10 protein-coding genes are annotated in these 13,622 nt (G+C 63.9%); 6 read left to right on the forward strand and 4 right to left on the reverse strand.

The window, feature by feature from the left end:
* Positions 1 to 33: 33 nt before the first annotated feature.
* The 4 genes from yidC to rpmH form a co-directional block, all read right to left on the reverse strand.
* Positions 34 to 1,707 (reverse strand): membrane protein insertase YidC, encoded by a 1,674-nt coding sequence (gene yidC, locus HHL10_RS27150; protein WP_169163549.1) that lies wholly within the window; start codon positions 1,705 to 1,707, stop codon positions 34 to 36.
* Positions 1,704 to 2,012, reverse strand: a complete 309-nt coding sequence (yidD, locus tag HHL10_RS27155; RefSeq protein WP_205833243.1) for a membrane protein insertion efficiency factor YidD — start codon at positions 2,010 to 2,012, stop codon at positions 1,704 to 1,706. The genes yidC and yidD overlap by 4 nt, the downstream gene beginning before the upstream one ends.
* A 61-nt stretch (positions 2,013 to 2,073) precedes the next feature.
* Positions 2,074 to 2,490: a ribonuclease P protein component gene (locus tag HHL10_RS27160; RefSeq protein ID WP_169163551.1), complete on the reverse strand. Its 417-nt coding sequence runs from the start codon at positions 2,488 to 2,490 to the stop codon at positions 2,074 to 2,076.
* Positions 2,491 to 2,507: 17 nt separating this feature from the next.
* Positions 2,508 to 2,642 (reverse strand): 50S ribosomal protein L34, encoded by a 135-nt coding sequence (rpmH, locus tag HHL10_RS27165; RefSeq protein WP_054021782.1) that lies wholly within the window; start codon positions 2,640 to 2,642, stop codon positions 2,508 to 2,510.
* A gap of 406 nt (positions 2,643 to 3,048) precedes the next feature.
* On the opposite strand from rpmH, the gene dnaA reads away from it, so the two are divergent.
* The 6 genes from dnaA to HHL10_RS27195 all read left to right on the forward strand — a co-directional run bounded on the left by dnaA (position 3,049) and on the right by HHL10_RS27195 (position 13,508).
* Entirely contained in the window at positions 3,049 to 4,458 is a 1,410-nt protein-coding gene (dnaA, locus tag HHL10_RS27170) for a chromosomal replication initiator protein DnaA (protein WP_169163552.1), read from the forward strand.
* Between the two features lie 265 nt (positions 4,459 to 4,723).
* Positions 4,724 to 5,836 carry a DNA polymerase III subunit beta gene (dnaN, locus tag HHL10_RS27175; protein WP_169163553.1) on the forward strand — a complete coding sequence of 371 codons (1,113 nt, stop codon included), beginning with the start codon at positions 4,724 to 4,726 and terminating at the stop codon, positions 5,834 to 5,836.
* 87 nt (positions 5,837 to 5,923) lie between these two features.
* Positions 5,924 to 8,434: a DNA topoisomerase (ATP-hydrolyzing) subunit B gene (gyrB, locus tag HHL10_RS27180; RefSeq protein WP_169163554.1), complete on the forward strand. Its 2,511-nt coding sequence runs from the start codon at positions 5,924 to 5,926 to the stop codon at positions 8,432 to 8,434.
* A gap of 9 nt (positions 8,435 to 8,443) precedes the next feature.
* Complete coding sequence (locus tag HHL10_RS27185; protein WP_169163555.1) at positions 8,444 to 10,198, forward strand: RNA/DNA-binding domain-containing protein; 1,755 nt, start codon at positions 8,444 to 8,446, stop codon at positions 10,196 to 10,198.
* 314 nt (positions 10,199 to 10,512) lie between these two features.
* Entirely contained in the window at positions 10,513 to 12,804 is a 2,292-nt protein-coding gene (locus HHL10_RS27190) for a type I restriction-modification system subunit M (RefSeq protein WP_169163556.1), read from the forward strand.
* Positions 12,801 to 13,508 carry a restriction endonuclease subunit S gene (locus tag HHL10_RS27195; protein ID WP_169163557.1) on the forward strand — a complete coding sequence of 236 codons (708 nt, stop codon included), beginning with the start codon at positions 12,801 to 12,803 and terminating at the stop codon, positions 13,506 to 13,508. The genes HHL10_RS27190 and HHL10_RS27195 overlap by 4 nt, the downstream gene beginning before the upstream one ends.
* Positions 13,509 to 13,622 lie beyond the last annotated feature (114 nt).

Genomic DNA, 13,622 nt, shown 5'->3' on the forward strand with positions numbered 1-13,622 from the left:
GGGCGGGGCGTCGAGGCGATCAGCGCAGCGGGCTCAGGTGTTGAGCACGCCCAGGCGCTTGTTGATCAGGTACTGCTGCGCGATGGACAGCAGGTTGTTGGTCAGCCAGTACAGCACCAGGCCGGCCGGGAAGAAGAAGAACATCACCGAGAAGGCCAGCGGCATGATCCACATCATCTTGGCCTGCACCGGGTCCGGCGGCGTCGGGTTGAGCCAGGTCTGCAGCATGGTCGAGGCGGTCATGAGCAGGGGCAGGATGAAGTACGGGTCCTTGGCCGAGAGGTCCGTGATCCAGCCGATCCAGGGCGCGTTGCGCATCTCTACCGAGCTCAGCAGCACCCAGTACAGGGCGATGAAGAAGGGCATCTGGATGAAGATCGGCAGGCAGCCGCCCAGCGGGTTGACCTTCTCCTCGCGGTAGATGCGCATCATCTCCGTCTGGAGCTGCTGCGGGTTGTCCTTGTAGCGCTCGCGCAGGGCCATGATGCGCGGGTTCACCGCCTTCATCTTGGCCATCGACTTGTAGGCGTTGGCGTTGAGCCAGTAGAAGGCGATCTTGAGCAGCACCACCAGGGCGATGATCGACCAGCCCCAGTTCTTGAGCATGCCGTGCAGCTTGTCCAGCAGCCAGAACAGCGGCTTGGACAGGATGGCGAAGTAGCCGTAGTCCTTGACCAGCTCCAGGCCCGGGGCGATGGCTTCCAGGCGCTTTTCCTCCTGCGGGCCGGCGAAGAGCTGGGCGTCCTGCGCCTTGGTCGCGCCCGGGGCCACCTCGCCCAGCGGCAGCACCATGGCGATGGAGTACAGGTCGTTGCCGATCTTGGCGCTGCGGAACTCGCGCGGCTGCGCCTGGTTCACCAGCCAGGCCGAGGCGTAGTAGTGCTGGACCATGGCGATCCAGCCGTTGTCGGCGCGCTTGTCGTGCTCGGCCTTGCCCTTGGCGATGTCCTCGAAGCTGACCTTGTGGAACTTGCTGGCCTCGGTGTAGAGGGCCGGGCCGGTGAAGGTCGAGTAGAACGAGGAGCCGCCAGGCAGCGCCTTGCCGTCGCGCACGAGCTGCAGGTAGAGCTGCGGCGTCACGGGGGCGGCCGAGCGGTTGATGACCTCGTGGCGCACGCCCACGGTGTACTCGCCGCGGCGCAGCGTGTAGGTCTTGACCAGCTGCACGCCGCCGACCTCGGGCGACTCGAAGCGCAGCTGCAGCTCGTTGCCCTCTTTCAGCTCGCGCGGACCCGGCGCCACGTTCATGGGCGTCAGGTGCGTGGGCAGCGGCGCCCCGGTGGCCGAGACCAGGCCGGTCTGCGCCAGGTAGGTGCGCTCGGCGCTGCGGTCGAACAGCACCACGCGCTTGCCCGGCTCGTGCTCGTCCACCTGGTTCAGCAGCTCCAGGCGCACGAGGTCGCCGCCCAGGCTGCTGAAGGTGGCCTTGACCACGTCGGTGGTCAGCGTGACCTGCTGGGCCGCCACGGGCGCGGCCGCTGCCGCAGCCACCGGCGCGGCGCCGGGGGCGGTGGCCGTCGCGGCCGGGGTGGGCACGCCCGCGGGTGCGGAGGCCGGCGGCGTGCCGGCGCCGGCGGCCGGGGCGGTGGCCGTGGTGCGCGGGCCGAAGAACGAGGGCTGGCCGTTGTGCTTGTTCCACGCGTCCCACAGCAGGACGAGCGACATCGTGAACACCACCCACAGCAGGGTGCGGCGTATATCGGTCATGGAGATTTCCGGGTCGGAAGGGAGTCGGCGGACGAAGGCGTTTCGGCCGTCGCCGGCGTGCGCAGCAGCCGGGTGAACAGCTTGGGCGGCTGCGCCGGCACGGGATCATGGCCGCCGGCGCACCAGGGATGGCAGCGCAGCAGGCGTGTGGTGGTGAGGCAGGCGCCGGCGGCGGCGCCGTGGCGCTGCAGCGCCTCCAGCGCGTAGGCCGAGCAGGTGGGCTCGAAACGGCAGGCGCTGCCCAGCCAGGGGCTCAGCAGCAGCCGATAGCCGCGTACCAGGCCGATCAGCAGCTTCTGCGGCAGCTCGGACAGGAACGTGGCCATGGCGTGTGTTGCGGTCGGGCCAGCGAGCGCGCGGGCGCGCTCAGGGCGTGATGCGGCCGAGCAGCTTGTCGAGCTCGGTACGCACCGCCACGCGCAGCGCGTCGGACGCCGCGGAGGGGAACTGCTTGGGATCGATGGGCGCGCGCAAGCGCAGCACCCACTGCCCGGGAGGCAGGTGCTGTTGATGGCGCCGCAGGGCTTCTCGCATCTGGCGCTTGATGAGGGTGCGCGTGACGGCACGGCGGGCGTGGCGCTTGGGCACCACCAGCCCCAGCCACCAGCCGCAAACCGGGTCATCCACAGGGGCCCCGGTCGGCTCGGCCGGGGCTGTTGACAACTGCGCCGGGGCGCCGGGGCGCTGGCGCAGATGGTGGGCCGCGAAATGCGGGCTGCGCGAGAGCTGCCGGGTCTGCAGCGCGCGCTGGAAGTCGGCCGCGCTCGTAAGGCGGCCGATCACCGTGCGGGGTTCTGCGCTCAGACGGCCAGGCGCTTGCGGCCCTTGGCGCGGCGGGCGGCGATGACGGCACGGCCGCCACGGGTCTTCATGCGCACCAGGAAACCATGGGTGCGGGCGCGGCGGGTCTTGGAAGCTTGATAGGTGCGTTTCATGGCGAAGTCCTCGGCAGTGTTCTCGGGAAGGGGCCCGGCTGGGGGTCGCTCCCGGGTGCAGCCAGGTCAGTGACCTGCGCCGCACGGCCGCGTCGCGACGGCGCGCGAGGCGAGCACAGCTCCTGACGCACGCGCCCACGCCGGCGCCGCTGCTGCGGCATCTTCAAAGCAGGAGTTAGTTCTGCTGCGGGGGCCCGGCGCAGGGTGCGATCAGCTCAGGTAGGCGCAAAAGCGCACCCGAAATCTCGCGCATCCGGGAAACCCGCGATTACAGCAGAAGCGCCGCGCGCGGTCAATGAAGCCCGCAACAGCCCCTGTTGACGACTGGCGCCAATCTGTGGATAACCACCGCCTCGCCCCGCGGCGGACCCGTACAATCCCGCCGCTCATGAAAGAGTTTTCCACAATGAGCAACGATCTCTGGCAACAGGGCTGCGCGCGCCTCGCAGCCGAGTTGCCCGAACAGCAGTTCAACACCTGGATTCGACCGCTGCCCCCCGCCGACGTGGCCGAGGACGGTGAGGCCACGGTGGTGAGCCTGCGGGTGCCCAACCGCTTCAAGCTCGACTGGATCCGTTCGCAGTACGCCGCGCGCATCGAGCAGGTGCTCTCCGACGTCGCCGGCAAGGCGGTGCGGCTGGAGCTGACGCTGGCCGCGCGCCCGGCTACCCCCATCGAACGCCCCGCCCCGCGCAGCACGCCCACCGCCGACCTCTTCAACGGCACGCCGCACGCGCCGGCCGCGGGCACCGCGCCGGCGGCCCGGCCCGCGCCGCCGGCGCCGCTGCAAAACGCATTGAACCGCCTCAACCCGGCGCTGACCTTCGACACCCTCGTGCCCGGCCGCGCCAACCAGATGGCGCGCACCGCGGCGCTGCACGTGGCCGGCGCGCCGGGCCACATGTACAACCCGCTGTTCATCTACGGCGGCGTGGGCCTGGGCAAGACCCACTTGATCCACGCCGTGGGCAATGCGCTGCTCAAGGACAACCCCGAGGCGCGCATCCTGTACCTGCACGCCGAGCAGTTCATCACCGACGTGGTGAAGAACTACCAGCGCAAGACCTTCGACGAGCTCAAGGCCAAGTACCACTCGCTGGACCTGCTGCTCATCGACGACGTGCAGTTCTTCGCCGGCAAGGAGCGCACGCAGGAGGAGTTCTTCAACGCCTTCGAGGCGCTGCTGGCCAAGCGCGCGCACATCATCATGACCAGCGACACCTATCCCAAAGGACTGGTGGACATCGACGAGCGCCTGACCAGCCGCTTCGACGCCGGCCTGACGGTGGCCATCGAGCCGCCGGAGCTGGAGATGCGCGTGGCGATCCTGATGAAGAAGTCCGACGCGGAAGGGACGGCCATGCCCGAGGACGTGGCCTTCTTCATCGCCAAGAACGTGCGCGCCAACGTGCGCGAGCTCGAAGGCGCGCTGCGCAAGGTGCTGGCCTACTCGCGCTTCAGCCAGAAGGAAATCAACATCAACCTCGCGCGCGAGGCGCTGAAGGACCTGCTCTCCATCCAGAACCGCCAGATCGGCGTGGAGAACATCCAGAAGACGGTGGCCGACTTCTACAAGATCAAGGTCGCCGACATGTACTCCAAGAAGCGCCCGGCCAGCATCGCGCGCCCGCGCCAGATCGCCATGTACCTGGCCAAGGAGATGACGCAGAAGAGCCTGCCCGAGATCGGCGAGCTCTTCGGCGGACGCGACCACACCACCGTGCTGCACGCCGTGCGCAAGATCGGCGGCGAGCGCCAGAAGAACACCGAGCTGAACCAGCAACTGCACGTGCTGGAGCAGACGCTCAAGGGCTGAGGCCGCTCGGGTTGAGAGCCCCGGTTTCGCCCCCATCTGCCAAGGCTCGGACAACTAACGTCCGGGCGTTGCGGAGGCGAACGGGGCGGGTGGGCCGACAGCGCGTTCGCGGCCTCCTCCGGTGGCGCGCCGCGCCCTCTTCCCGGCTTGACAGCCGCCTCGCGCTGCCCTTGCCGGCCCGCGGCGCGCTGCTTGCCGGCAGGTGAAAGGCGCCCGCGCCGGGCGAAAATAGACGGATTTCCCAAATCAAAGCAAAGAGGACGACATGATTGTTCTGAAGGCACCCCAGGAACAACTGCTGGGGGCGCTGCAGGCGGTCTCCGGCATCGTCGAGCGCCGCCACACGCTGCCGATCCTCGCCAACGTGCTGCTGCGCAAGAACGGCGACGACATCGAGCTCACCACCAGCGACCTGGAGATCCAGGTCCGCACCCACGCGCAGCTCGGCGGCGACGCCGGCACCTTCGCCACCACCGTCGGTGCGCGCAAGCTCATCGACATCCTGCGCACCCTCCCGGCCGACCAGCTCGTGTCGCTGTCGGCCAGCCAGAACAAGCTCGCGCTGCAGGGCGGCAAGAGCCGCTTCACGCTCCAGACGCTGCCGGCCGAGGACTTCCCGCTGGTGCAGGAAGCGTCGGACTACGGCCCGGCCTTCTCGGTGCCGCAGAAGACGCTGCGCGACCTGATCGACCAGGTGCACTTCGCCATGGCGGTGCACGACATCCGCTACTACCTCAACGGCATCCTGTTCGTGGCCGAGGGCAAGAAGCTCACGCTGGTGGCCACCGACGGCCACCGCCTGGCGCTGGCCCAGGCCACGCTGGAGACGGAGATCCCGAAGCAGGAGGTAATCCTGCCGCGCAAGACCGTGCTGGAGCTGATGCGGCTGCTCAAGGACGGCAAGGAGGACGCCGCCATCGAGATGAGTTTCGCGGGCAACCAGGCCAAGTTCGCGTTCTCGGGCATGGAATTCGTCACCAAGCTGGTCGAGGGCAAGTTCCCCGACTACAACCGCGTCATCCCCAAGAACCACCGCAACAGCGTCACGCTGGGCCGCGCGCCGCTGCTGGCGAGCCTGCAGCGCGCCGCGATCATGACCAGCGACAAGTTCAAGGGCGTGCGCGTCAACATCGAGCCCGGGCTGCTGCGCATCGCCTCCAGCAACGCCGAGCAGGAAGAGGCCAAGGAGGAGCTGGAGATCGACTACAACGGCGACGCCATCGAGATCGGCTTCAACGTGACGTACCTGATGGATGCGCTGGCCAACATGGACCAGGACATGGTCAAGGTCGAGCTGCAGGACGCCAACGCCAGCGCGCTGATCACGGTCCCGGAACGTGACGACTTCAAATATGTCGTGATGCCCATGCGCATCTGACGTCAAGACCACACAGCGGGCCGCGAGCCCGCTTCGGCATTTTTATGGGCCTGCGACGGCAGCGCCGCAGGCCTTGCGAGACAGCACATGAGCGACCAAATCATTCCTCCGACCCCCGTTGTGAACCAGGGCGACGGCGGCTACGGCGAAGGCAGCATCCAGATCCTCGAAGGCCTGGAGGCGGTGCGCAAGCGCCCCGGCATGTACATCGGCGACACCTCCGACGGCACCGGCCTGCACCACCTGGTGTTCGAGGTGGTGGACAACTCCATCGACGAGGCGCTCGCCGGCTACTGCGACGACATCATCGTCACCATCCACTCCGACAACTCCATCAGCGTCATCGACAACGGCCGCGGCATCCCGACCGGCGTGAAGATGGACGACAAGCACGAGCCCAAGCGCTCGGCCGCGGAGATCGCGCTCACCGAGCTGCACGCCGGCGGCAAGTTCAACCAGAACAGCTACAAGGTCTCGGGCGGCCTGCACGGCGTGGGCGTGAGCTGCGTCAACGCGCTGTCCAAGGGCCTGCGCCTGACGGTGCGCCGCGACGGCAAGGTGCACTTCCTGGAGTTCAAGCGCGGCGTGCCGCAGGACCGGCAGATCGAGGTGCGCGACGGCGTCGAGATCAGCCCCATGAAGATCATCGGCGACACCGAGAAGCGCGGCACCGAGGTGCACTTCCTGCCCGACGAAACCATCTTCACCAACATCGACTTCCACTACGACGTGCTGGCCAAGCGCCTGCGCGAGCTCTCGTTCCTGAACAACGGCGTGAAGATCAAGCTCGTCGATGAGCGCAACGCCAAGGAGGACGACTTCGCCTATGCCGGCGGCGTGCGCGGCTTCGTGGAGTTCATCAACGCCGGCAAGAAGGTGCTGCACCCCAACGTCTTCCACGCCACCGGCGAGAAGGTCAGCGACCAGAACACCACCATCGGCGTCGAGGTCTCGATGCAGTGGAACGAGAGCTACAGCGAGCAGGTGCTGTGCTTCACCAACAACATCCCGCAGCGCGACGGCGGCACGCACCTCACGGGGTTGCGCGCGGCCATGACGCGGGTGATCAACAAGTACATCGAGGACAACGAGCTGGCCAAGAAGGCCAAGGTCGAGATCAGCGGCGACGACATGCGCGAGGGCCTGGCCTGCGTCATCAGCGTCAAGGTGCCCGAGCCCAAGTTCAGCAGCCAGACCAAGGACAAGCTGGTCAGCTCCGAGGTGCGCGGCCCGGTGGAGGACATCGTCGCCACCAAGCTCAACGACTGGCTGCTGGAGAACCCCACCGACGCCAAGATCGTGTGCGGCAAGATCGTCGAGGCCGCGCGCGCCCGCGAGGCCGCGCGCAAGGCGCGCGAGATGACGCGGCGCAAGGGCGTGCTCGACGGCCTGGGCCTGCCGGGCAAGCTCGCCGACTGCCAGGAGAAGGACCCGGCGCTGTGCGAGATCTACATCGTGGAGGGCGACTCCGCCGGCGGCTCGGCCAAGCAGGGCCGGGACCGCAAGTTCCAAGCGATCCTGCCGCTGCGCGGCAAGATCCTGAACGTCGAGAAGGCGCGCTACGAGAAGCTGCTGAGCTCCAACGAGATCCTGACGCTGATCACGGCGCTGGGCACGGGCATCGGCAAGGGCATGGGCGGCGATGACTTCAACCCCGACAAGCTGCGCTACCACCGCATCATCATCATGACCGACGCGGACGTGGACGGCGCCCACATCCGCACGCTGCTGCTGACCTTCTTCTACCGGCAGATGCCCGACCTGGTGGAGCGCGGCCACATCTACATCGCGCAGCCGCCGCTCTACAAGGTCAAGCACGGCAAGCAGGAGCAGTACCTCAAGGACGCCTCCGAGCTGGACCGCTACCTGATGCGCGTGGCGCTGGACGGCGCCGTGATCGAGCCGGGCGAGGGCCGCGCGCCCATCTCCGGCGACGCGCTGGAGGAACTGGCGCGCGCCTACGTGCAGGCGACCAACGTGATCGACCGGCTGCAGAACTGGATGGACGTGGAGGCGCTGCGCGCCATCGCCGACGGCCTGACGCTGGACCTGGACAGCGCCGCCGCCGCCGAGGCCAGCGCCGTGGCGCTGAAGGCCGCGCTGCATGACGCCGAGGTGGTGGCCGAGTTCGACGAGCGCACCGACAAGCACCAGCTGCGCATCAGCCGCCGGCACCACGGCAACCTCAAGAGCAGCGTGATCACGCCCGACTTCGTGCACGGCGCCGACTACGAGGCGCTGAGCAAGGCCGGCGTGACCTTCAAGGGCCTGCTGGGCCCGGACGCGGTGGCGCGCCGCGGCGAGGGCGACCGCGCCAAGGAGCAGAAGGTGGCCGACTTCCGCGCCGCGATGGCGTGGCTGATGGGCCAGGCCGAGAACAGCGTGGGCCGCCAGCGCTACAAGGGCCTGGGCGAGATGAACCCCGCGCAGCTCTGGGAAACCACCATGGACCCGACCGTGCGCCGCCTGCTGAAGGTCCAGATCGAGGACGCCATCGAGGCGGACCGCGTGTTCACGATGCTGATGGGGGATGAGGTCGAGCCGCGGCGCGACTTTATTGAGACCAATGCCCTTAGGGCGGCGAATATCGACGCGTGACGCTATTCGATGGAGCAAGCCGCGCTGCTTGAAACACTGGAGCGCCTGCGTGGCTTGCCACGCGAGGCTGCTTCAGTGGAATTCAAGCTCAACCTGAACCAGCCAGACGAAATTGGCCAGTACCTGTCGGCGCTCGCCAATTCGGCTGTTCTGGAAGGGCATGAGCGAGCCTGGTTGGTCTGGGGCGTGGATGACCAAAGCCATGAAGTCAAGGGCACGACCCTCGATCCATTCTCATTGAAGGTCAAGGGGGGCAACCAAGCTTTCATCATGTGGTTGCAGCAGATGACTGCGCCGCGGGCTGACTTTGAATTTCACGCGCTGGCCCACCCACAAGGCCAGGTGATATTGCTGGAGATACACCCGCCACGAAACGCACCCATTGCCTTCCAGAATGTGCGTTATGTGCGCATCGATAGCCACAAGACCAAGCTGTCGGAGCATCCTGATAAAGAAGCTCGGCTCTGGGCGCGGCTGGGGCAGAAAGAGGACTGGACCGGTGAATTGGTGCCCGGGGCCACACTGGACGATCTGGACCCAGAGGCGCTGGACGTGGCGCGGCAACGGTTTGCCGAGTATTTGGTGAAAAGCGAGCCGGACGTGTCGCGCCATGCACGCTTGCGGGAGGAGGCCGCTGCCTGGTCAATTCCTACGCTGCTCAACAAAGCACAAATCACCAAGCAAGGACGGGTCACGCGCTCAGCGCTGTTGCTGCTTGGCCGCGACGAGGCTGCCCACTTTCTGAACCCGGTCGATACCAAGATCAGCTGGGTTTTGCGGGATGAACGCAATGGCACGGTGACGTCGCAGCACTATGGCTTGCCCATGCTGCTGGCCACTGAAAAGGTATTTGGCCGCATCCGCAACGAGACGGTGGACCATATGCCTGACGGTACGCTGTTTCCCACGCCCGTACCTTGGTATGACGCCTTTGTTATTCGTGAAGCCCTGCACAACTGCGTGGCCCATCAGGATTATCGCCTGGGCGGAAAAATCAACGTGGTGGAGCATCCGGACAAGCTCGTCCTGAGCAATCTGGGCCAGTTCATTCCTCCAAGCGTGGAATGGATGCTGGAGCATGAGTCTCCTCCGGAGCATTACCGCAACCAGTGGCTGATCAACGGCATGATCCGGCTGCGCATGATCGAGCAGGTCGGCAGCGGTATTCGCCGGATGTTCCAGACCCAGCGGGACCGCTTTTTTCCACTGCCGGATTACGCCTTTGAATCCTCGTCGCTGGGATACCCGCGCGTTGAGCTGACCATCACCCGGCAGTTGCTGGATAGCCACTACACCCAGGCGCTCATGCGCAGGAGTGATTTGACGCTGCGCCAAGTGCTGCTGCTCGACAAGGTGCAAAAGCGCCATTCCATCACTGCCGATGAGGCTCGGGAACTGCGACAGCTGAAACTCATCGAGGGACGGGCTCCCAATTACTTCATTGCGGCCAAGGTGGCGGATTGGACGGACCAGAAGGCCCGATACATCCACAACCGCGGGTTTGACGACGATTACTACCGCAAGCTGATCCTGGACTACCTGGAAAAGTATGGCCAGGCGAGCCGGCAGGATCTCGACAAGCTGATCCTGCCCAAACTGCCCGACGTGCTCGATGACGAACGCAGGCACAACAAGTTGCGCAACCTGCTGCAGGCGATGCGGCGTGAAGGGTGGATTCGGCGGGAAGGACCCAAAGCCGCTCCGATCTGGAAGGCCTGCCTGCAGGAACGCTTTGCTAAAGCAGCGCCGTCTAGCAATGCTTAGCAAAGATGGTAATGCTAAGTTGTTGTTTTCATTGATATCTAAGCCGATATCGGCGCTAAGCTTCGGGCAGGCTTCAAGCCATGGAGCACGGCAGCAGCCGGCCCGGTAGGCGCGTGCCACGGCGGAGCAGGTGCGAAGGCTTGTGCCCGTCATGCTTGCGCAACGCGATGCGAGCCCAGGGCTTGGGTTCTCACCGCAGGCCGGGCACTGCTTGTGGCAACGGCGACGACATGCGGCCCGAACCGGGCCAAGAACTCAACAGGGCCGGCCCATGCCGGCCTTTTTACCTGTTTTCCTGACCAGAATTTCCGGGAATGAAAAACTACGAAGCTCTCAAACAGCAAGGCGATGTCATCTGGAACATCGCCAATATCCTGCGTGGTCCGTATCGCCCACCGCAGTACCGGCGCGTGATGATTCCGCTCACGGTGCTGCGCCGCCTGGACTGCGTTCTGGAAGAAAGTAAGGACGCCGTCCTTACTCGCTACAAGGCACTCAAGGCCTCCGGCAAGCATGACGAAATCACCATTGAAAAAATGGTGAACCACCAGTTCAAGCTGAGCTTCTTCAATACCAGCGAGTTCACCTTCCAGAAGCTTCTGGGCGATCCGGACAAGCTGGCGGCCAACCTTATCAATTTTATTGCCGGTTTCTCGTCCAACGCGCGCAAGATCCTCGAAAAATTCAAGTTTGAGGAAGAAATCCATAGGCTGGATGAGTTCAACCGGCTTTTCGAGGTGGTCCAGGCCGTGGCTGGGGTGAACCTGCACCCGAACCGCATCAGCAACATCGAAATGGGCTACCTGTTCGAAGACCTGGTGCGGCGCTTCAATGAACAGGCCAATGAGGAGGCGGGCGACCATTTCACGCCCCGCGAAGTGATCAAGCTCATGGTGAACGTGCTGTTTGCCCATGATGACCTGGTATTCCGCGAAGGCAAGCTGATCAAGATTTACGACCCGACCTGTGGGACGGGTGGCATGCTCTCGGAGTCGGAAAAACTCATCCTGGACCCGCAATTTGGTCTCAATCCCAGCGCGAATCTGAAACTGTATGGGCAGGAATACAATTCCGAGTCTTACGCCATTTGCGGATCAGATCTAATGATCAAGGGCGAAGACGTTTCCCATATCGTCTTTGGTAACACCCTGGGTACCGGAAAATCCAAGGAAGATTTTGTTGACGGCGACGGGCATCCGGGTCAGCTTTTCCACTATATGCTGGCCAATCCTCCCTTCGGCGTGGAGTGGAAGCCGGAAAAGGACAAGGTCACTGGCGAGCACAACGAGCTGGGATTCAGGGGGCGATTCGGCCCTGGTCTGCCGCGCATCAACGATGGTGCGCTGCTGTTCCTGCTGCACATGATTTCCAAGATGCAGCCCTCTCCGGCCCAAGGAGGCGAGGGCTCGCGTATCGCGGTGGTCTTCAACGGCTCGCCGCTTTTCACCGGGGATGCCGGCAGTGGCGAGAGCAATATCCGGCGCTGGATCATCGAAAACGACATGCTGGAAGCGGTAATCGGCCTGCCCGACCAACTCTTCTACAATACCGGCATTTCCACCTACGTCTGGATCGTCACCAACCGCAAGCCGCCCGAGCGGGCCGGCAAGGTGCAATTGATCAACGGCGTCGAATTCGCACGCCGGATGAAGAAAAGCCTGGGCGACAAGCGCAAGCGCCTGGGCGACGGTACGGACGGCAGCTCCGAGCGCAAGGACGGCTCGCCCGACCATATCGCTATGCTCACGCGCCTGTATCACGGCTTCCAGCACGACGTGCGCATGACGCTGGCGGACATCGGGACCAATATCGACCCGCAGCGTGACCAGAGCCAGTCCTTGTGCGTGAGCAAGGTATTGCGCAACCAGGAATTCGGGTATTTGAAAATCACGGTGGAGCGGCCGCTGCGGCTCAATTTCGCGGTCACGAATGAGCGTATTCGGCGTGCCAGCCGAATGGGCGCATTTGCCGGCCTTGCAATTTCGCGCAAGCGCAAGAACAAGGCGGAAATCGAGCAGGAAATCCTGGTGGGCCGCAAGGCGCAGGCCGCGGTCCTGCGCGTGCTGCGGGGCATGAAGCGTGATTTCGCCCATGGCGAGCTGGTCAAGGACCGCGAGGTGTTCGACAAGCAGCTCACGGCTGCCTTCAAGGCCGCGGAGCTGCCGCTGGATGCCGGGCTGAAGGCCGCCCTGCTGGCCCCGGGTAGCTTGGGCGAAAAGGACCCCAAGGCCGAAATCTGCTGGAACAGGAAGGGTGAGTCCGAGCCCGATCCTGACCTGCGCGACACCGAGAACGTGCCGCTGCCTCTGGATATTCCGCTGCCGCTGCCCCTGGATTACGAGAGCAAGAAGAACAAGGGCAAGGTGGATCTGGAGCCCTTGCTGGCGCTGGTGCAGGACCACTGCGAGGCTTACTTGAAAGCCGAGGTGCTGCCTTATCACGAGGATGCTTGGATCGACCACGGCAAGACCAAGGTGGGCTACGAGATTCCGTTCAACCGCCATTTCTACGAATACCAGCCGCCGCGTCCGCTGGAGGACATCCAGAAGGACATCGAAGCTCTGGAGCGGGACATCATGGCCATGCTCAAGGAGGTCACGGCGTGAAGGTTTTGAAGAAGACACCCACTGAGCAGGACGCAGCAGTGGTTCAAATGTGTTTGGATCCGACTGAGGTGCCTTCGGAAAGTAGAAAGGGCAACCGGTATCCGGCCTATCCAGTCTATAAACCAAGTGGAATTTACTGGTTGCCGAAGGTCCCGCAAAACTGGACGGTTCATCGCTTGAAGTGGTCTATTACGGCGTGTGAAAACGGTGCATGGGGCGAAGATCCCGACGGCGGGCAAGATGATGTTGTTTGTCTTCGTGTTGCTGATTTCAATCGGGATAAATTTACTGTTGATAACGTTAATCTAACGTTTAGAGCTATTGATGAACGCCATCGCAAGGAAAGAGGCGTTCAGAAGGGAGACTTGCTTATTGAGAAGTCAGGTGGAGGAGAGAAACAATTGGTCGGGTGCGTAGTGCGCTTCGATCATGATTTTCCAGCAGTTACCTCTAACTTTGTGGCAAGGATGCCTATCGCAGATAATCAGTGTTCGCGTTATTGGGCCTACGCTCATGCTGCACTTTATATGGGGCGTTTAAACTATCCTGCGATAAAGCAAACAACTGGTATTCAAAACCTTGATACGGGCGAGTACTTGAATAACAAAATTGCCTACCCGCCGCTGTCAGAGCAAGAAAAAATTGCTGCTTTTTTAGATTGGAAGACTGCTCAGATAGATGAAATTCTTTCTAAGAAGTTCTAACTTTTTGGCCTACGAGGGCAGCAAGTGGTTCCAGCAAATGAGCGCGCAGCCCAGGGTCACAAAGGCCTGATGGATGTCGGCACGGCGCTCAAAGCGCGTGCGCAGCCGGCGCAT

Source organism: Azohydromonas caseinilytica (assembly GCF_012927045.1).
In the GTDB taxonomy this organism is placed as follows: domain Bacteria; phylum Pseudomonadota; class Gammaproteobacteria; order Burkholderiales; family Burkholderiaceae_C; genus Azohydromonas; species Azohydromonas caseinilytica.